Here is a 17,594-nt window from a genome sequence, read left to right on the forward strand (position 1 = left end):
TCAAACGGGAGGGTTGTCGAGTCCGCCCATGCGGCAGACTTCGAAATATTCCTCGTCCGTCACTGGCTGCACCGAAAGGCGCATGGACGTGACGAGCGCCATCTCGGCAAGCTTGGGATTGGCCTTCACCGCCTTCAAGCTGACGGGCTTCGGCATGTCGCAGACGGCGCGAATGTCGACGCAGTCCCAACGGGCATCACCCTCGGCAGTCGAATCGGGATGCGACAAGGCGCAAACCTCGACGATACCGACGACCTCGAGACCTTCGTTGGAGTGATAGAAGAACCCCTTGTCGCCGATTTTCATCGCCCGCATGTTGTTGCGCGCGAGATAATTGCGAACGCCAGTCCATTCCTCGCCAACGTCCCCCTTGGCCTTCTGCATCTCCCACGACCATTTGAAGGGCTCGGATTTGTAGAGCCAGAATGCCATTGCGCTTAAGCCTCCGGATTATTGAAGACCCAGTTATAGGGCTTGATCTCGACAGTCTCGAAAAGGCCGACCTGGGCATAGGGATCCTGGGCCGCAAGCGCCTTTGCACCGTCCAGATCGTCGGCAGCAATGAGCAGCATCGAGCCACAAGGCTTTCCGTCCGCATCGAGAAACGGCCCTGCGATCTTCAGCTTGCCCTCGGCATTGAGCCCGTTCAGCCACTCGACATGCGGCGGTCGCGTTTCCATGCGCAGGTTGAGGTGTCCGGGCTTGTCGGCGCAGATGACGGCAAACAGCATGATCGTCTCCTTGAAGAATTCTATTCGGTGGTGATCGGGCGTGACATGAGTTGGGCAATCGCGGTCGGAATGTCCAGTCGCCCCTCGATAATCGCGGCAACCGCCTGCGTGATCGGCATTTCGATCTGGAGCCCTTCGGCCAGGCGGGCGGCAACAGCCGCCGCGAAGGCACCTTCGACGAGGGCCCCACCTTGTGCCGACACGGCATCCCCTCGTCCCAGAGCAACCCCGAAACGGAGATTGCGCGACTGGTGGCTTGTCGCCGTCAGCACGAGATCGCCGAGACCGGAAAGACCTCGGACGGTATCCCCTCGCCCGCCCATAGCGTCGACCAGCCGGGACATTTCTGCAAGGCCGCGGGCAATCAGAGCAGCCCGCGCCGAATCCCCGAGACCCATGCCTTCCACAATGCCGCAGGCAATGGCCAGCACATTCTTGAGCGCTCCGCCGAGCTGCACTCCGATCCGGTCATCTGAAGCATAGAGACGAAAAGTCTGACCTGAGATTGCCTTTGCCAGATGCTCGGCCATGGCGAGATCTTGCGCCGCAATCGCCATGGCTGTGGGCAGTCCTTTAGCGATGTCGGCAGCGAAACCCGGACCCGAGAGCATCGCCACCGGGTGATCCGGCAACGAGGCTTCGAGCACATCGGTTAAAAGCCGGGAACTCTGCTTTTCAATGCCCTTGGCGCAGATGACGACAGGAACACCCGACTGGAGATGGGGACCATAAGTCTCGGCAGCAGAAACCTGAGCCTGAGACGGCATCGCGAAGAGAACGATATCGGCAGTGGCGACATCCTGCGCCCGCGCCGAAAACGAAAGTCCTTCTGGCAGACGGATTCCCGGCAGCGCCGATTCATGGGCCTGGCTCGCGGCGATGTCAGCCATCACGGAAGGGTCCCTGCCGATCAGAAGCGCCTGTGCCTTGCCCGTCTGGGCGATGACGGCCGCGAGCGCCGTGCCGAAGGCGCCAGCGCCGATGACCGCAATTCTCTGGACTTTACTCATGCCTTGGCGCCCCGTTTGCCATAAGCAAGCAAGGCCTTGGCCTCCGAATCGAGCGGCCAGCGCGAACGCGGCGCAACCGTCAGCTCGTCCGCAGGCAGTCCCAGCGCCATGCGCTCAAGCCCAGCCCACGCGATCATCACGGCATTGTCGGTGCACAGATGATGCGGCGGCGCAACGAAGCGGAAGCGATGCGCCGAGCAGAGTTCATCAAGCGTGCTGCGCACCTGCTTATTGGCAGCCACACCGCCTGCGACGATCAGGGCAGGCTCCGCAATCTCCGGATAGGTCTCGCGAAAGCGCCGCAGGCCGCGACCAATACGATCCTTCAAGGTCCGCGAGATCGCATGCTGGAAGGAGGCGCAAATGTCGGCAATATCCTGCTCGGTCACGGGCGCAATGCTCTCGGCCGCTTGCCGCACAGCCGTCTTCAAGCCCGAAAACGAGAAATCGAGCCGGGCTTCGCCAACCAGTGGTCGGGGAAACACAAAACGCTTGGGATTGCCGATGGCGGCAGCCCGTTCAACTGCCGGCCCACCCGGATAGGGAAGCCCAAGCAGCTTCGCCGTCTTGTCGAAGGCCTCGCCCAGCGCATCATCGATCGTTGTGCCCCAGCGCTCGTAATCACCAACGCCCTTGACCAGAACAAGCTGGGTATGGCCACCGGAGACTAGCAACACCAGATAGGGGAACGCGACACCATCAGTCAGTCGCGCTGTCAGCGCATGGCCTTCCAGATGATTGATGGCAAAAAGAGGCTTTCCGGTCGCCCGAGCGATAGCCTTCCCGGTCATCAGACCAACCAACAACCCGCCGATCAGTCCCGGACCCGATGTGGCAGCAATCGCGTCGACCTCGGCAAGCGTGATCCCCGCGCGCTGCAGCGCTTCTTCAATCAGGGTGTCTAGAGCGTCCACATGCGCACGGGCGGCAATCTCGGGAACGACACCGCCATAGGCGCTGTGCTCATCGAGCTGGCTCAGCACAACATCCGCCTCTGTCACACCCGAGCCGTCGGCAAGCCGCGTCACCACGGCGGCCGCCGTCTCGTCACAGCTGGTTTCGATACCCAGAATCCGCAGTTTGGCTGTCATGGAATCCGTTCATTGATTGCGATGACCGGAAAACCGGTCTACGAAATCCGTCGGTAACAACGGACAAGTTCGGATGCAAACAAAACCTTTCCGCATCGGCACGCGGGGCAGCCCCCTCGCCCTCGCTCAGGCCGCCGAGACCCGCGCCCGGCTGATGATCGCGCATGACCTGCCAGAAGACATGTTTGAGATCGTTGTCTTGTCGACGAAGGGTGACCGTATCACCGATCGGGCGCTGTCGGAGATCGGCGGCAAGGGCCTCTTCACCCAGGAACTGGAAGACCAACTCGTCTCGGGCGAACTGGATTTTGCCGTGCATTCCTCGAAGGACATGCCGACGAAGCTTCCGGATGGCCTGTTCCTTTCCGCATTCCTGCCGCGCGAAGACGTGCGAGATGCCGTTGTCGGACGAACAGCGCCGACACTGGCGGAACTCCCGATTGCAGCGACGGTCGGCTCCTCGTCTCTTCGACGCCAGGCCCTCATTCGCAGACTGCGCCCGGACGTCAATGTCATTACCTTCCGTGGCCTTGTCGATACGCGACTGCGCAAGCTGGCAGACGGCGAGGTCGATGCGACGCTTCTCGCCTTTGCCGGCCTGAAGCGACTGGGCAAGTCCGACGTGCCCACACAGCTCCTCGATCCGACCGAATTCCCACCGGCCCCTGCACAGGGTGCGATCTGCATTGAAAGCCGTATCGGCGACAGCCGCGTTTACGACCTGCTCGAAGCGATCAACCACCGCCCCACCTTCGATGCGGTAACCTGTGAGCGCGCGTTCCTTGGCGCACTCGACGGCTCCTGCCGCACACCGATTGCAGGTTATGCAACGGTTGAAGGGACGGCGATCCGCTTCTCGGGCATGATCCTGACGCCGGATGGCAGCCGCTGGCATGAAGTCTCAGTCGAGGGTCAGACGGCCGGAGCCTCGGCCCTCGGCGCATCCGCCGGCGAGACCATCCGCGCCAAGGCCGGCAGCGACTTCTTCGACAGCTGGAGCTGAAGGATGCGCGTTGTCGTGACGCGCCCGCAGCCGGCGGCGGACAGAACCGCCGCCGAACTTGAGCGCCGGGGACACGCCCCGGTGCTTCTGCCACTGATGACGGCCGAGCACGATCTGGAGGGACTGTCGCACCCTCTTTCTCCATCGACGGTGGCCCTCGTCGTGACCAGTGCCGAGGCGTTGCGGGCACTGGCCAGACTGCCCCCAGAGATCCGCCGTGACTATCTCTCCATACCCCTCTATGCCGTCGGCCAGGCCACCGCTGAGGCAGCCCGCCGGCTGGGGTTTGCGCGCGTGATCACAGGCGAGGGAGACGGTAAAGCGCTGGCACAACGATTGCTGTCTGAGGTCCCCTCCGACCCGGGAGCCTTGATCACCTACTTGGCGGGAGACCCGCGAACGCCCGACCTGGAAGAGACCCTTCAGTCCGCCGGGCGGCCACTCACAATCCGGCAATGTTACCGCATGATCTCGATCGAACCAGATCGCGAAGCCATTGCAGCGCTGGCCGCTCAGCCGCCCGACGTAGTCCTCCTCTATTCGTCCGAAACCGTCCGCAGATTTCTGAAGGTCGCAGAGATCACGCGATCGTCAGTCGACTGGTCACAGGCACGCTTCATTTGCCTCAGCGCCAAGATCGCATCGCTTTTGCCCGAGCCCTATGGGCCACGCGCCACATGGCCGGAAGAGCCACGCGAAGATTTGCTCATTGATCTGTTGACGAGCATGGAACGCTAAATGGATCTTCACCCTTTCCTTCCTAGGAGTGACTGACTACGTTTGTCTGTGTCCAGGAAAGAATGAGGTTGCCATGGTGTCCGGAAAGCCCCCGCGTCGATCGAAATCCACGGATGAACCTGTCATCATCGACCTGAAGGCCGAAGACTCATCGATTGCCACGGCGGGTGAGTCGGCGTCGGCAAGTGTCGCAGCCGGAGACGAGATCGTCTCCCCGGGAAGCGCAGATGTGACCGCTGCAGAAACTGGCAGCGTGACCTCGGACATCGCTCCCGTTGAAGAATCCACAGCGACCTCCAACGAGGCCGAGCAAGCTGCATCAAGCGACGCCGCTATGGACGCCAGATCGGAACCACCTGCGTCTGAGACCGGTGATGTAAACCGGGGGCACTACGCCGAGGCCCAACCTTCTGCGGCACCCGTGCGGCCCGCTCCGGCCACCTCGACGCTAATCGCATCCGGCATTCTCGGCGGCCTTGTCGCATTGGCCCTGGCCGGCAGCATGCAATATGCCGGTGTTCTGCCGTCTGCTGGACCCGACACAGGCACGCCGGTACAGTCGTACGCATCGGCAGAGGATCTGGAGGCGCTGAAGTCGGAAGTGGCAAGACTTGCAGCGACGCCTGCGGCAGCGGCAGCCGATCCCGCCCTTGCCGAACGTTTGTCGGCGCTGGAAACCGCCGTCGCTTCGGGCACCAATCAACAAACAGCCGCAGTCGACACCGCAGCACTTAACGAGCTGCGCGCACAATTGGGCGCTGCCAACCAGGCGATTGCCGCACTCAAGGGCGAGGTCGATACCAATCGCCAGGCCCTGACTGACAGCAGCACGCGCCTTGCTGACGCAGAACGCCGACTGGACGAGCCGCGCAACGATGTCGAGATGGCCCGCGCCATAGCCCTTGCCGGCTTGAAGACCGCAATCGATCGCGGCGGCCCCTTCCTGTCGGAGCTGGATGCGCTGAAAAGCGTCTCTCCGGACGACCCGGCAGTGACGGCACTCTCTGCCACGGCAACCGCAGGCCTTTCGTCTCGCGCAGATCTCGCCCGCGAATTCCCTGACGTGGCAGACAACATCCTTGCCGCAGTCAACGCTCCGGCAGAGGGCGAAGGCTGGAGCGATCGGCTGCTGTCGAGCGCCCGATCGCTCGTCAAGGTGCGCCCGATCGGCAATGTCGAGGGTGACACCCCGGACGCCATCGTCGCACGCATCGAGGACAAGCTGGAAAATGGCGACCTGAAGGGTGCGCATCTCGAATGGCAGGCACTGCCGGAGGTGGCAAAGGCCGCTTCGCAGGACTTCGCCGAAAAGCTCGATAGACGCATCAAGGCGGAACAGGTCGTCAGCGAGGCTCTCGCCCGGACTGTTGCCGGAAACGAGGGTTGATCGGATGCGGACGACGCTTAAGGTACTGTTCTTCTTCGCCCTGATCCTCGGTATCGGCTATGGTTTCTCCTGGGTGGCGGATCGGCCCGGCGATATCTGGCTGGAATGGCAGGGGCAACGCTACCAGACCGACCTGATCGTGGCCGTGACGGCACTGGTCGCCGTGATCATGGCCGTGATGCTTCTCTGGTGGCTCCTGCGAACCATCTGGACCTCGCCGCATTCGATGCGCCGCTTCTTTCGGGCTCGCAAGCGAGACCGTGGCTACCAGGCGCTGTCCACAGGACTGATCGCGGCCGGCGCTGGCAATGCCGTGCTCGCCCGCCGGATGAGCGCCCGTGCTCGTGGTCTCATCCGCGCCGATCAGGAACCGTTGATCATGGTACTCGACGCCCAGGCCGCGCTGATTGAAGGCCGATATGATGAGGCACGCCAGCTTTTCCAAAGAATGGCAGACGACCCGGAAACCCGGGAACTTGGCCTTCGCGGCCTCTTTGTCGAAGCAACACGACTCGGCGCCCATGAAGCCGCACGCCAATATGCCGAAACAGCTGCAGAGCACGCTCCTTACCTGCCCTGGGCTGCCAAGGCGACACTCGAATATCGCTGCCGCGCTGGTCACTGGGATGATGCCGTGCGCCTGCTCGATCAGCAGCGCATTGCCAATGTGCTGGACCGTCACGAAGCCGATCGCCTGAAGGCAGTCCTCTTGACTGCGAAGGCCGAGGACCAGCTGGAGGCCGAGCCGACTGGCGCGCGCGACAGCGCGTTGAAGGCCTTGAAGTTGGCCAAGGACCTGGTGCCTGCCGCAATCGTGGCCGCCAAGGCTTACCAGCGGGAGGACAATCTGAGGAAGGCCGCCAATGTTCTGGAGCAGGTCTGGCGGCAGGAGCCGCACCCCGAAGTGGCTCAGGCCTATCTGCGGCTCCGAAGCGGTGACAGCGCCGTCGACCGTTTGAAGAAGGCAGACAAGCTCGAAGCCCTGAAGCCCAACAACTACTACTCGCTGTTGGCCGTCGCCGAGGCTGCATTGGATGCAGGTGAATTCGGCAGGGCGCGCGCCAAGGCCGAGGCAGCAGCGCGCATGGCCTCACGCGAACGCGTTTATCTCCTGCTCGCCGATATCGAGGAAGCCGAAACTGGTGATCAAGGGCGCATTCGCCATTGGATGGGTCAGGCCCTCAAGGCACCCCGCGATGAATCCTGGGTTGCGGATGGTTACGTCTCCGAACGCTGGCTGCCGATGTCGCCGGTCACCGGCCGCCTCGACGCCTTCACCTGGAAAATGCCGGTCAACCAGTTGGAGGGACCGGTGGAGGACGGCAGCCCGTCCGACGGTGAAAAGGCGCTCGCCGCCCTACCTCCTGTGGCTAAAGTGGCGGTGGCCGAACCGGAGCAGATGAAAGACGCCGAGGCTTTCACATCTGAGACGCCAGCGCCCATTGTCATCGAGCAGCCGAAGCACCCTGAAACAAAACCGGTGACCGTGGCGCCTCCTGCGCCCAAACCCACTACTGCGCCGGAGGCAACGAAAACAGAGACCATAATCGAACCGTTCTTCGGCCGCCCGCCGGATGATCCGGGCGTGAAGGATCCCGCGCGATCGGACACCGAGCCCAAGACCCGCCTCAAGCTTTTCTGACGGATACCCATGTTCGAGCGCCTGCAATCCTTCTTCCAAGGCCTGACCGAGAACCGGCAAACGTCTGCCATCGCGCCGGACGATCCGCGCATCACAGTCGCGGCCCTCTGTTTTCAGGTGATGGAAGCCGATGGCCTCGTTCATGAGGACGAACGCCGCAAACTCCGTGAGATCCTCGAGGAAAACTACGAGGTGGAGGGTGACAAGCTCGACGCCCTGATGCTGGCAGCGCAGACGGCAGAAAGTGAAGCGGTCGACTACTACCGCTTCACTGTCGATCTCAAACGTCAGCTTGATGACGAACAAAGACAAAATCTGGTCGGCATCTTGTGGGATATCGTCTATGCCGATGGCGCACGAAGCGAGATGGAAGACCATGCCATCTGGCGGATCTCAGATCTCCTCGCCGTCTCTCCACGCGATCGTATCCTCCAGCGCCAGGACGCCGAACGGCGCGCGGGTCTTGGGGTTACTGACGATGTCGGCTGACACCAGAAACCGGACGACGAAGCAGCCGATTCTCATTGTGCTGCATCAGGAAAGCTCAAGCGCCGGGCGCATCGGCCAGATGCTCTCTGAGAAGGGTTATCCGCTCGATGTCCGCAGACCGGTACTCGGACAGAGCCTGCCCGTGAGCCTGAAGGACCATGCCGGTGCCGTGGTCTTTGGTGGGCCGATGAGCGCCAATGATCCCGACGATTTCGTCAAGCGGGAGATCGATTGGCTCGATATTCCGCTGAAGGAGGACAAGCCATTTTTAGGCATCTGCCTCGGTGCTCAGATGCTGGTCCGTCATCTTGGCGGCAAGGTCGAAGCTGACCGCGACCAGAGAACAGAAATTGGCTGGTATCCCATCCATCCAACCGAACATGGCCGCCTGCTCATGCACTGGCCGCGCATGGTCTACCACTTTCACCGCGAAGGCTTTTCCCTGCCGCACGGCGCCAAGCTTTTGGCGAGCGGGGATATCTATCCGAACCAGGCCTTCCGCTATGGCGCCAACGCCTGGGCCTTGCAATTCCATGCCGAACTGACCCGCGCGATGATGCATCGCTGGGTCGTGCATGGTGCACATCGCTTCGTGCTGCCGAACGCACAGCAGGGACGCGAGCATCTCGAAGGGCGCATGATCTTCGACGCACCCTTGAGAGCCTGGCTATGGGATTTCCTTGATCTTGTATTCGAAGCGCCTCAGCGGGCGTCCTGAGGCTCCGGCGCATCAAGACTATCGATCTTGCGCAATTGCGGGAAACCGAAGGCCCAGGCACCGGCAACGGCAAGTGTGCCAAGACCGCCAATCACCACCGCCGGCACGGGCCCGATGAAATGCGCCATCGTGCCTGCCCGGAACTCACCGAGCTCGTTTGATGCGCCGACAAAGACCATGTTGACCGCATTCACCCGACCACGCACTTCATCCGGCGTCCAGAGTGCAATCAGCGTCTCGCGTACATAGACCGACGCCATGTCGGCCGCTCCCATCAGCATCAGAGCCGCAATCGAGATCCAGGCCGTTTCGGACAGACCGAACATCACCGTGCCAACGCCAAACAGCGCAACACCGATGAACATGAAGATACCGGCATTATGGCGAATCGGGAAACTGGCCAATGCGATGGCGACAATGATCGCACCGATCCCGGGAGCGGCGCGCAGCAGTCCGAGACCCCATGGACCCAGCGTCAGGATATCCCGGGCAAAGACCGGCATCAGCGCAACGGCGCCACCAAGCAAGACAGCGAAGAGATCGAGCGAGATCGCACCGAGCACGACCTTTTCACCGAAGATAAAGCGAAAACCCGCGAGCAGTGTATCCATCGACACCGCCTTCTCAGACTTGCGCTGCGGTGGCCGAGGGATCAGAAAGACGAGGAGCGCTGCAGCCGTGAAGAAGGCAAGCGAAATGGAATAGGCAAGCACCGGGCTTGCACCATAGAGAAGGCCTCCGGCCACCGGGCCGACAATCGAGGCCGTCTGCCAGGACGAAGAGTTCCACGCGACCGCGTTGGACAGATCCTTCGCCGGAACGAGATTCGGGCCAAGAGACTGGACGGCCGGCGCTGCGAAGGCCCTTTCGATACCGAAGACCACCAGGATGGCAAAGACGATGGTTGGCTCAAAGGCATCGGCAATCGTCAGACCAAGCATGGCGGCGGCGCACAGCGCGCTCAGCACCATGCAGGCAGAAACGATGGCCCGACGATTGTAGCGGTCGGCCACCGAGCCTGTCACGAGGATCAGCATCAGCGACGGCAGGAATTGCACGAGACCAATCAGGCCGAGATAAAAGGCGCTACCTGTCTTGTCATACATCTGCCAGCCGACCGAGACGCTAAGGATCTGGGTGGCGAAGGCGCCTAGGAAGCGGGCAAAGAAGAAGCGGAAATAGGAGGAATGCCGGAACGCCGCAAAACGATCGTCGGCAGAGGAGGAAAGCATCGGAAATACCTTGGCTGCCGGGAAAAGGCCCCAGCGTTAAACATGATTCGGAATGCGTGGTCCCCTTCCACTTGTCCGTTAAGTCGCCAATGTCTACATGTCTGTCAACCAAGAAATGGAGACGTGAATGCCCGTGTTCGATGCTTTGCTTGTAACGATCTTTTATGCGCTCGAGATCTTCAAGTGGATCCTGATAGCGAGCGCGATCTTCTCCTGGCTGTTCGCATTCAACGTTGTGAACGCGAGCAATAGATTTGTCGCGAGCCTTGGCGAATTTTTCTATCAGGTTACGGAACCGGTGCTTCGCCCCATACGTCGATTTATGCCCAATCTCGGGGGAATCGATATTTCTCCCATCGTCGCGCTGCTGGTCGTGTTCTTCCTCCAAAACCTCCTGATGCGCCTTTAGACCGTCTCTAGATTTTCACTGGTGACGTGACCCGTCCCTACCGCATTTTCGACAACCATCTGCTGCTCGCCATACGGTTGACACCGAATGGCGGGCGCGACTGTATCGACAGCATGGAAACAACAGCCGACGGTCACGCGCACCTCAAAGTGCGCGTCACGGCCGTGCCCGAGAAGGGCAAAGCAAACAAGGCTTTGATTGCCCTGATCTCTAAGACGTTGAAAGTGCCGAGATCGTCAATCGAACTCGTGTCCGGCGACACCGCCAGACAAAAAATCCTCCGGATCGCTGGCGACCCGGAGGATTTGTCAAACCGTCTGTATGAGCTGATCTCGCCCTGAGACTTACTTTTCGTTCTTCGCACGCTCGATCGACTCGAGGATGATCTGCTTGGCAAAATCAACATCCTTCCAGCCGCCGATCTTCACCCACTTGCCGGGCTCCAGATCCTTATAGTGCTCGAAGAAGTGCTGAATCTGCTTCAGCGTGATTTCCGGAAGATCCGTGTAATTGGCGATCTTGTCGTAGCGGCGGGTCAGCTTCGGCACCGGAACGGCCAGGATCTTTTCGTCCATGCCGCCATCGTCTTCCATCATCATCACGCCAATCGGGCGCACATTGATCACGCAACCCGGTACCAGCGGACGGGTGTTGCAGATCAAGACGTCGAGCGGATCGCCATCAAGGCACAGCGTGTGCGGCACGAAACCATAGTTGCCCGGATAGGTCATCGGGGTGTAGAGGAAGCGATCGACCACCAAGGTCCCGGCATCCTTGTCCATTTCATACTTGATCGGTTGGCCACCGACCGGCACCTCAACGATAACGTTGATGTCTTCCGGCGGGTTCTTGCCAATGGCAATTGCATCGATACGCATAGTTATGGACCCCGTAGAGTGTTGAATTCCAAGGCTACCTAATGCGAATTAGGGGGCATTGCAACACGGCTTTGGACGAAGCTGGGAGACGGATCACTGCCGTAGGATTTATGTTGAGGATATGAGATGAACAAGACAGTCATTCTAATCGCCACGACAGCAGCACTGCTTGGCTTCATGTCCGGCGCCAAAACCACCTACGCTGCGGACAGCGTCTACACCGATCTGAACCTAGATGCATGCGAGACCCTGGCCGAGGATCCGATGGGCGTCTCCCTGCGCTGCAAGGGCTACAAGGACCTGCCCGTCTATTTCAAGGAAGGCGACCTGCGTCAGAGCGTCCAGTTCGGTATCGTAGATCGCGCGCTTGTTGACGGGGCCTTCGAGAGCTTTTCCGCCTTCAATCACGTGAACACCAAAATCGAATGGCGGCTGGGTGACAATGACCAGCCAGTTGCTGCGATCCTGCGGTGGTTCATCGATAATCCGGGACCGGACGGCGGATCGAGCACGGCAACACGCGGTGAAATTCTGGTGGTATCCAAAGTGGCACGCGAAAATGACGGAGGGTCCTGCTTCGTCGCTCTGATCGATGCAAAGGCGAACCCCAATGCCAACGACCTCGCGCGTCAGACGGCCGATGAAAGCGCGGCAAAATTCGCATGCGGCATGGAGGAGCCGGAATGGGTGGGCAGCAAAGGCGACCTGATCAGCGAGCGTACCTTCAGCTGGCCTGAGGGTTATGTCGTCGAATAAGCAGGTCGGTCACCCCTTAGGCCCAGATAAAGCCAAGCTTTTTCAGATGCACGTCGTCAAAGTCTTCGACACCCTCGACTGCATCAATACCGCCATTGGAGCGAAAAAAATTGGCGGCGATTTCGCTGTCTTCGAGACACCATACGACCATGCCATTGCAGCCTAGAGACTTCAGCAACCGGCGCGCCTCGCGAAAGAGTTGGTGTCCCAGCCCAATGCCCTGATACTCCGGCCGCAGGTAGAGCTCGTAAATTTCGCCCTCTTGTGGCAAGGCCCGCGCCCGGTTGAGACCGAGAGACGCATAACCAGCAATTTTCCCGGCCACCTCGACCACAAGAATTGTGGCCGGTCCGCGGGTTGCCTTACGCCACCAGGCCTCGCCGCGACGCTCGATCATGCGTGTCAGTGCTCGGTGGGGAATGATGCCGGAATAGGCGTGCTGCCAGGCTGACCGATGCGCCTCTGCAATCTCGGCGGCATCAGTCGCATCTGCCACGCGCATGTCGATCGACAACGTCTTCATAACGCACTCTCACCCTCAGTCGACCAAAGCTGGCACGGCTCGGCTCAACGTCCTTCATAGGACACGAGTGAAGAACTTAACGCTTTTTTAAGAGATGTCGCAAGCGCGGGACAGACCCATGCACAGACAAAAACCCCGGCCACAGGGACCGGGGTTTGACTGTCAAATCACATCAGAGGGAAGAGCCTCAGATGGCAGCCTTGGACTTTTCCATGCGCTTGCGATCGTTCGCATCAAGGAACATCTTGCGCAGGCGGATCGACTTCGGCGTGACTTCCATGAGCTCGTCGTCCTGAATCCAGGAGAGAGCGCGGTCGAGCGTCATACGGATCGGTGGGGTCAGCTTGACGGCTTCGTCCTTGCCGGCCGAACGGATGTTGGTCAGCTGCTTGCCCTTGAGAACGTTGACTTCGAGGTCGTTGTCGCGCGTGTGGATGCCGATGATCATGCCGGCATAAACCTTTTCACCTGGCTCGATGATCATCGGGCCGCGGTCTTCCAGGTTGAACATCGCGTAGGCAACAGCTTCACCCGACTGGTTGGACAGGAGAACGCCGTTGACGCGACCGGTGATCGCACCCTTGTAAGGCTGATAGTCGTGGAACAGGCGGTTCATGATCGCCGTGCCGCGCGTGTCAGTCAGAAGTTCCGACTGGTAGCCGATCAGGCCACGGGTCGGTGCGTAGAAGCGCAGACGAACGCGGCTGCCGCCGGAAGGGCGAAGCTCGACCATTTCGGCCTTGCGCTCGGACATCTTCTGAACCACGACGCCGGAATGCTCTTCATCAACGTCGATGACGACTTCTTCGATCGGCTCCATGGTGGTGCCGTTCTCATCCTTGTGCATGACGACGCGCGGACGCGAGACGGCAAGCTCAAAACCTTCGCGACGCATGGTTTCGATCAGAACGGCCAGCTGCAATTCGCCACGGCCGGAGACGAAGAACGAGTCCTTGCCATCAGATTCTTCGATCTTCAGAGCAACGTTGCCTTCAGCTTCCTTGAACAGGCGGTCGCGGATGACGCGGCTCGTGACCTTGTCGCCTTCGGTGCCGGCAAGCGGGCTGTCGTTAACGAGGAAGGACATGGTGACCGTCGGCGGGTCGATCGGCTGCGCGGTCATCGCTTCGGTGACCGAAGGGTCGCAGAATGTATCGGCAACCGTGCCCTTGGACAGGCCGGCGATGGCGACGATGTCGCCAGCATGCGCTTCTTCGATCGGCTGACGCTCGATGCCGCGGAAAGCGAGGATCTTCGAGATACGACCGGTTTCGACCGTCTTGCCGTCCTGGGCGAGAACCTTGACAGCCTGGTTCGGCTTGATCGAGCCAGAAGCGATACGACCGGTGATGATACGGCCGAGGAAAGGGTTGGCTTCGAGAAGCGTACCAATCATGCGGAACGGGCCTTCTTCGACATTCGGCTCCGGAACATGCTCAAGCACGAGATCGAGGAGCGGCGCAAGGCCAGCATCCTTCGGGCCTTCAGGATTGACGTTCATCCAGCCATCGCGACCCGAACCGTAGAGGATCGGGAAGTCGAGCTGCTCGTCGGTTGCGTCGAGATTGGCGAAGAGGTCGAAGACTTCGTTGATGACTTCTTCATGGCGGCCGTCCGGACGGTCGATCTTGTTGATCGCAACGATCGGGCGAAGACCAACCTTCAGCGCCTTGCCGACAACGAACTTGGTCTGCGGCATCGGGCCCTCCGAGCTGTCGACCAGAACGATCGCGCCGTCCACCATCGAGAGGATACGCTCGACTTCGCCGCCGAAGTCGGCGTGGCCGGGGGTGTCAACGATGTTGATGCGGTGACCCTTCCACTCAATGGAGGTCGCCTTGGCCAGGATCGTGATGCCACGCTCCTTTTCGAGGTCGTTCGAGTCCATCATGCGCTCAGCGGTGCGCTGGTTCTCGCGGAACGAGCCGGACTGCTTCAGGAGCTCGTCGACGAGGGTCGTTTTTCCATGGTCGACGTGCGCGATGATCGCGATGTTGCGCATTTTCATGATTGTGATCTCTGATAGCTAGGGCGCAACATGGGAGAAGGCGCCGATTTACTTTGGCGCGCTCATACCTTGTTTTTTGCGTGTGCGAAAGGGGTAAACGCCCCAAGGCGCCGGCGATGGTTACCGCCGGCGCAGGCCAGACCTCTTTGGGAGCCTCGATTAAGCCGCGAGACCCTTCTTCTTCAACATGGCATCCGGGCTCGGCATCTTGCCGCGGAAGGCCTTGTAAGCCTCTTCCGGATCGACGGAGCCGCCGACCGAATAGATGTTTTCCTTGAGCTTTTTCGCGGTTTCCGGATCAAACGGATCGCCGGCCTCCTCGAAAGCGGCGAAAGCGTCGGCATCCAGGACCTCGGACCACATGTAGGAATAGTAGCCGGCCGAATATCCGTCTCCGGAAAACACATGCTGGAAATGTGGGGTTGCGTGGCGCATGACGATCGAAGACGGCATCCCGATGTCCGAAAGCACCTCAGCCTGCACGGCCATAGGATCTTCAACGGCTCCGCGGGTGTGGAAGGCCATGTCGACAAGTGCCGAGGAGGTGAACTCGACCGTGTTGAAGCCGGCATTGAAGGTCCGCGCGGCCAAAACCTTGTCGAGCAGCGCTTGCGGCATCGATTCTCCGGTCTCGTAGTGCACTGCATAGGCCTTCAGAATGGCGGGAACCGTCAGCCAATGCTCGTAGAGCTGCGAGGGGAGCTCGACGAAGTCACGCGATACGCCCGTCCCGGCAACGGAGGGATAAGTGACATTCGACAGCATGCCATGGGCGGCATGGCCGAATTCGTGGAACAGCGTGCGCGCATCGTCAAGCGAGAGCAGCGCAGGACGCCCCGGCTCCGGTTTGGCGAAGTTGCAGACATTGTAGATGATCGGGATTTCGCCTTGCTGACCATTCTTCAACGGCAGACGATGTTGCGACTGGAAGGCACTCATCCAGGCACCGGACCGCTTCGACGGCCGGGCGAAATAGTCTCCGAGGAAGAGCGCAACGAGCTTGTCGTCACGATCGCGGATCTCGAAAAACCGGACGTCGGGATGGTAGCCGACGACATTCTCAAGCGGTACCGCGCGAATGCCAAAGATGCGGTTGGCAACATCGAAACAGGCTTCAATGATCTTTTCAAGCTGGAGATAGGGCTTGAGCTCTGCTTCCGAAAAATCGAACTTCCGTGCGCGAAGCTTCTCCGCATAATGCCGCCAGTCCCAGGGGGCGACCTCATGATTTCGTCCATCCTCGGCGATCAGACCGGCAAGCTCCCGCTCCTCGAGCTCTGCCTGGCGGACGGCCTTCTGCCAAACCTGCATCAGAAGCCCGTTCACGGTTTCTGGCGTCTTCGCCATGGAATCATCGAGCTTGTAGGCCGCAAAACTCGGGTAGCCGAGAAGCTGCGCCTTTTCTGCGCGAAGTGCCAGCGTTTCCTTGACGATCGCCTGGTTGTCGGTCTCGCCGCCGTTAAGGCCGCGCGACGTCCAGGCCTTGAAGGCCTCCTCACGCAGGTCGCGCCGTTCGGAGAAGGTGAGAAAAGGCTCGATGATCGAACGCGACAAGGTGACGACATGACCATGGCCACCGCCATGGGCGGCAGCGGCCGACGCCATCGCCTCGCGCAGAAAAAGAGGAATGCCGGCTAGATCATCCTCACCGGAGAGCGGCAGGATCCAGGACGTCTCGTCGGCCAGCACGTTTTGACCGAAGTTTGCCCCAAGGCTTGCCAGCCTTTCGTTGATCTCGGCCAAACGCTCCTGCTGCGGCTTTGGTAGCTTGGCGCCCGAGCGGACGAACCCCTTCCAATGACGCTCCAGCACCCGCATTTCCTCGACAGCAAGCCCGAGTTCGTCGCGGCGGCTCCATAGCGCGTCAACACGCTGGAACAGCGCTGCGTTCATGCTGATCCTGGAATAATGACGGGACATTTTCGGTGCAATATTGCGCTCCAGTCCCTGGATTTGGGCGTTGGTATGCGCCCCGGCCCGGCTCCAGAAAAGGGCGGAGACCCGCGACAGGCTGTCACCCGCCACTTCAAGCGCGACAATCGTATTGGCAAAGGTCGGCGCATCGGCCTGATGAGCAATCGCGTCGATTTCTGCTTCATGCTCCTTCAGCGCGACGTCGAAGGCCGGCGCGAAATCATCGTCCGAGACCCGTTCGAAGCGAGGAAGACCATGCGGACCAGTCCATTCGAAGACTGCCGGATTGAATGCGGTCGTATCGGTCATGAAACCTCCTGTGCCGTGTTTCGCGGTCGAGCGAATATCGTCAATGGATATGCTATCGGCGCGCACCGAAGGCAAGCTCGCAAAAATCGGTGTACAAACAAACAAATTAACACTCAATTAACCTATGCCGATTGACGAATTTTCGAATGTGAAGGTAGATCGGATCATCCCATGACGAGGATGGTTCAAACCATGGAAATCTTCCCGGTTTATCCGGTCGGCAAAACGTCGCTCAAGGTGACGGATACCCAGCCTACCGCAGATGCACGCAAAGCCACCTTCGAGCCGCTGAAGGACATCTCCGACAGCGACAAGATCTTTGAAGACGCGCTCTCCGTCTTCGCCAGCATGACCCCGAGGCGACTTCGGGAAATTGCAGCCGAGAGTTACCAGCGCGACGAAATTGACGAGCAGACCTATCGCGAGCTGGCGACAGAACTGCCTCTGCAGGCAGTCGACCGCAACGGCAATGTCACCGATCTTTCGAACCTCACCGACGACACAAACTTTGACTATGCTGAGTACTTCCGGACTCAGCAATCGCTGGCGGAAATGATTGGCGACATGGACATGGCGGACTCCTACACCAAGGTGCTCGACTTCTTCAGCCGCACCAGCTGAGATCTGAAGATCTCGACTTTGGCGAATTTCGCGCTCGCCCTTGTTTCACATTCGCACTAAGTCTCGAACAGGCGGCACCGGACACGGAGCCGCCTGTTCCATGACGTGAAACGGTTTCCCATGATCTCATTGCGA

Annotated in this window: 19 protein-coding genes; 10 read left to right on the forward strand and 9 right to left on the reverse strand. The window is 60.2% G+C overall.

Translation table 11 applies throughout. The features are described from left to right. From IP76_RS09135 to tsaD, 4 genes are read right to left on the reverse strand one after another with little or no spacing between them, the layout of a single operon-like run. Window positions 1–432, reverse strand: a complete 432-nt coding sequence (locus IP76_RS09135) for an EVE domain-containing protein (RefSeq protein WP_054157904.1) — start codon at window positions 430–432, stop codon at window positions 1–3. Window positions 433–437: 5 nt separating this feature from the next. Further along, complete coding sequence (locus IP76_RS09140) at window positions 438–731, reverse strand: YciI-like protein (RefSeq protein WP_054157905.1); 294 nt, start codon at window positions 729–731, stop codon at window positions 438–440. A gap of 20 nt (window positions 732–751) precedes the next feature. Continuing rightward, on the reverse strand, window positions 752–1,741 hold the full coding sequence (locus tag IP76_RS09145) for an NAD(P)H-dependent glycerol-3-phosphate dehydrogenase (protein WP_054157906.1): 990 nt from the start codon (window positions 1,739–1,741) through the stop codon (window positions 752–754). After that, window positions 1,738–2,832 (reverse strand): tRNA (adenosine(37)-N6)-threonylcarbamoyltransferase complex transferase subunit TsaD, encoded by a 1,095-nt coding sequence (tsaD, locus tag IP76_RS09150; protein ID WP_054157907.1) that lies wholly within the window; start codon window positions 2,830–2,832, stop codon window positions 1,738–1,740. Before tsaD ends, IP76_RS09145 begins: the two co-directional genes overlap by 4 nt. Window positions 2,833–2,905: 73 nt before the next feature. On the opposite strand from tsaD, the gene hemC reads away from it, so the two are divergent. The 6 genes from hemC to IP76_RS09180 all read left to right on the forward strand — a co-directional run bounded on the left by hemC (window position 2,906) and on the right by IP76_RS09180 (window position 8,809). Next, the gene (hemC, locus tag IP76_RS09155) at window positions 2,906–3,835 is read left to right on the forward strand and encodes a hydroxymethylbilane synthase (protein WP_054157908.1); all 930 of its coding nucleotides are present in this window, start codon (window positions 2,906–2,908) and stop codon (window positions 3,833–3,835) included. Window positions 3,836–3,838: 3 nt separating this feature from the next. After that, the gene (locus tag IP76_RS09160; RefSeq protein ID WP_054157909.1) at window positions 3,839–4,573 is read left to right on the forward strand and encodes a uroporphyrinogen-III synthase; all 735 of its coding nucleotides are present in this window, start codon (window positions 3,839–3,841) and stop codon (window positions 4,571–4,573) included. Window positions 4,574–4,646: 73 nt separating this feature from the next. After that, on the forward strand, window positions 4,647–5,960 hold the full coding sequence (locus IP76_RS09165; protein ID WP_054157910.1) for a COG4223 family protein: 1,314 nt from the start codon (window positions 4,647–4,649) through the stop codon (window positions 5,958–5,960). Between the two features lie 4 nt (window positions 5,961–5,964). Continuing rightward, the gene (locus IP76_RS09170; protein WP_054157911.1) at window positions 5,965–7,602 is read left to right on the forward strand and encodes a heme biosynthesis protein HemY; all 1,638 of its coding nucleotides are present in this window, start codon (window positions 5,965–5,967) and stop codon (window positions 7,600–7,602) included. 9 nt (window positions 7,603–7,611) lie between these two features. Further along, window positions 7,612–8,091: a TerB family tellurite resistance protein gene (locus tag IP76_RS09175; RefSeq protein WP_054157912.1), complete on the forward strand. Its 480-nt coding sequence runs from the start codon at window positions 7,612–7,614 to the stop codon at window positions 8,089–8,091. After that, window positions 8,081–8,809 (forward strand): glutamine amidotransferase, encoded by a 729-nt coding sequence (locus IP76_RS09180; protein ID WP_054157913.1) that lies wholly within the window; start codon window positions 8,081–8,083, stop codon window positions 8,807–8,809. Before IP76_RS09175 ends, IP76_RS09180 begins: the two co-directional genes overlap by 11 nt. On the opposite strand, the gene IP76_RS09185 is transcribed toward IP76_RS09180, so the two are convergent. Further along, complete coding sequence (locus IP76_RS09185) at window positions 8,794–10,041, reverse strand: MFS transporter (protein ID WP_054157914.1); 1,248 nt, start codon at window positions 10,039–10,041, stop codon at window positions 8,794–8,796. The genes IP76_RS09180 and IP76_RS09185 overlap by 16 nt on opposite strands. Before the next feature lie 127 nt (window positions 10,042–10,168). On the opposite strand from IP76_RS09185, the gene IP76_RS09190 reads away from it, so the two are divergent. Both IP76_RS09190 and IP76_RS09195 read left to right on the forward strand, forming a co-directional pair. Beyond that, window positions 10,169–10,450: a YggT family protein gene (locus tag IP76_RS09190; RefSeq protein ID WP_054157915.1), complete on the forward strand. Its 282-nt coding sequence runs from the start codon at window positions 10,169–10,171 to the stop codon at window positions 10,448–10,450. Between the two features lie 26 nt (window positions 10,451–10,476). Then, on the forward strand, window positions 10,477–10,791 hold the full coding sequence (locus IP76_RS09195) for a DUF167 domain-containing protein (RefSeq protein WP_054157916.1): 315 nt from the start codon (window positions 10,477–10,479) through the stop codon (window positions 10,789–10,791). 3 nt (window positions 10,792–10,794) lie between these two features. Here IP76_RS09195 and ppa read toward each other — a convergent pair whose 3' ends face one another. Then, a complete protein-coding gene (gene ppa / locus IP76_RS09200; protein ID WP_054157917.1) occupies window positions 10,795–11,328 on the reverse strand; it encodes an inorganic diphosphatase in 534 nt (177 codons plus the stop codon). 126 nt (window positions 11,329–11,454) lie between these two features. Here ppa and IP76_RS09205 point away from each other — a divergent pair, with 126 nt between their 5' ends. Beyond that, window positions 11,455–12,084, forward strand: a complete 630-nt coding sequence (locus IP76_RS09205; protein ID WP_054157918.1) for a hypothetical protein — start codon at window positions 11,455–11,457, stop codon at window positions 12,082–12,084. A 16-nt stretch (window positions 12,085–12,100) separates the two neighbouring features. Here IP76_RS09205 and IP76_RS09210 read toward each other — a convergent pair whose 3' ends face one another. The 3 genes from IP76_RS09210 to IP76_RS09220 all read right to left on the reverse strand — a co-directional run bounded on the left by IP76_RS09210 (window position 12,101) and on the right by IP76_RS09220 (window position 16,838). Further along, a complete protein-coding gene (locus IP76_RS09210; protein ID WP_054157919.1) occupies window positions 12,101–12,607 on the reverse strand; it encodes a GNAT family N-acetyltransferase in 507 nt (168 codons plus the stop codon). A gap of 187 nt (window positions 12,608–12,794) precedes the next feature. Then, the gene (gene typA, locus IP76_RS09215; RefSeq protein ID WP_054157920.1) at window positions 12,795–14,615 is read right to left on the reverse strand and encodes a translational GTPase TypA; all 1,821 of its coding nucleotides are present in this window, start codon (window positions 14,613–14,615) and stop codon (window positions 12,795–12,797) included. 159 nt (window positions 14,616–14,774) lie between these two features. Then, on the reverse strand, window positions 14,775–16,838 hold the full coding sequence (locus IP76_RS09220; RefSeq protein ID WP_054157921.1) for a M3 family metallopeptidase: 2,064 nt from the start codon (window positions 16,836–16,838) through the stop codon (window positions 14,775–14,777). Between the two features lie 171 nt (window positions 16,839–17,009). Here IP76_RS09220 and IP76_RS09225 point away from each other — a divergent pair, with 171 nt between their 5' ends. After that, window positions 17,010–17,459, forward strand: a complete 450-nt coding sequence (locus IP76_RS09225; protein ID WP_245281428.1) for a hypothetical protein — start codon at window positions 17,010–17,012, stop codon at window positions 17,457–17,459. The last annotated feature ends 135 nt before the right edge of the window (window positions 17,460–17,594 follow it).

It is taken from the genome of Rhizobium sp. AAP43, from assembly GCF_001296045.1.
Lineage (GTDB): Bacteria > Pseudomonadota > Alphaproteobacteria > Rhizobiales > Rhizobiaceae > Allorhizobium.

Excerpts from the sequence above, each read along its gene's own strand:
- IP76_RS09135 (WP_054157904.1), bottom strand. The coding sequence starts at position 432 with ATGGCATTCTGGCTCTACAAATCCGAGCCCTTCAAATGGTCGTGGGAG.
- IP76_RS09140 (WP_054157905.1), bottom strand. The coding sequence starts at position 731 with ATGCTGTTTGCCGTCATCTGCGCCGACAAGCCCGGACACCTCAACCTG.
- IP76_RS09145 (WP_054157906.1), bottom strand. The coding sequence starts at position 1,741 with ATGAGTAAAGTCCAGAGAATTGCGGTCATCGGCGCTGGCGCCTTCGGC.
- tsaD (WP_054157907.1), bottom strand. The coding sequence starts at position 2,832 with ATGACAGCCAAACTGCGGATTCTGGGTATCGAAACCAGCTGTGACGAG.
- hemC (WP_054157908.1), top strand. The coding sequence starts at position 2,906 with ATGCAAACAAAACCTTTCCGCATCGGCACGCGGGGCAGCCCCCTCGCC.
- IP76_RS09160 (WP_054157909.1), top strand. The coding sequence starts at position 3,839 with ATGCGCGTTGTCGTGACGCGCCCGCAGCCGGCGGCGGACAGAACCGCC.
- IP76_RS09165 (WP_054157910.1), top strand. The coding sequence starts at position 4,647 with ATGGTGTCCGGAAAGCCCCCGCGTCGATCGAAATCCACGGATGAACCT.
- IP76_RS09170 (WP_054157911.1), top strand. The coding sequence starts at position 5,965 with ATGCGGACGACGCTTAAGGTACTGTTCTTCTTCGCCCTGATCCTCGGT.
- IP76_RS09175 (WP_054157912.1), top strand. The coding sequence starts at position 7,612 with ATGTTCGAGCGCCTGCAATCCTTCTTCCAAGGCCTGACCGAGAACCGG.
- IP76_RS09180 (WP_054157913.1), top strand. The coding sequence starts at position 8,081 with ATGTCGGCTGACACCAGAAACCGGACGACGAAGCAGCCGATTCTCATT.
- IP76_RS09185 (WP_054157914.1), bottom strand. The coding sequence starts at position 10,041 with ATGCTTTCCTCCTCTGCCGACGATCGTTTTGCGGCGTTCCGGCATTCC.
- IP76_RS09190 (WP_054157915.1), top strand. The coding sequence starts at position 10,169 with ATGCCCGTGTTCGATGCTTTGCTTGTAACGATCTTTTATGCGCTCGAG.
- ppa (WP_054157917.1), bottom strand. The coding sequence starts at position 11,328 with ATGCGTATCGATGCAATTGCCATTGGCAAGAACCCGCCGGAAGACATC.
- IP76_RS09205 (WP_054157918.1), top strand. The coding sequence starts at position 11,455 with ATGAACAAGACAGTCATTCTAATCGCCACGACAGCAGCACTGCTTGGC.
- IP76_RS09210 (WP_054157919.1), bottom strand. The coding sequence starts at position 12,607 with ATGAAGACGTTGTCGATCGACATGCGCGTGGCAGATGCGACTGATGCC.
- typA (WP_054157920.1), bottom strand. The coding sequence starts at position 14,615 with ATGAAAATGCGCAACATCGCGATCATCGCGCACGTCGACCATGGAAAA.
- IP76_RS09220 (WP_054157921.1), bottom strand. The coding sequence starts at position 16,838 with ATGACCGATACGACCGCATTCAATCCGGCAGTCTTCGAATGGACTGGT.
- IP76_RS09225 (WP_245281428.1), top strand. The coding sequence starts at position 17,010 with ATGACGAGGATGGTTCAAACCATGGAAATCTTCCCGGTTTATCCGGTC.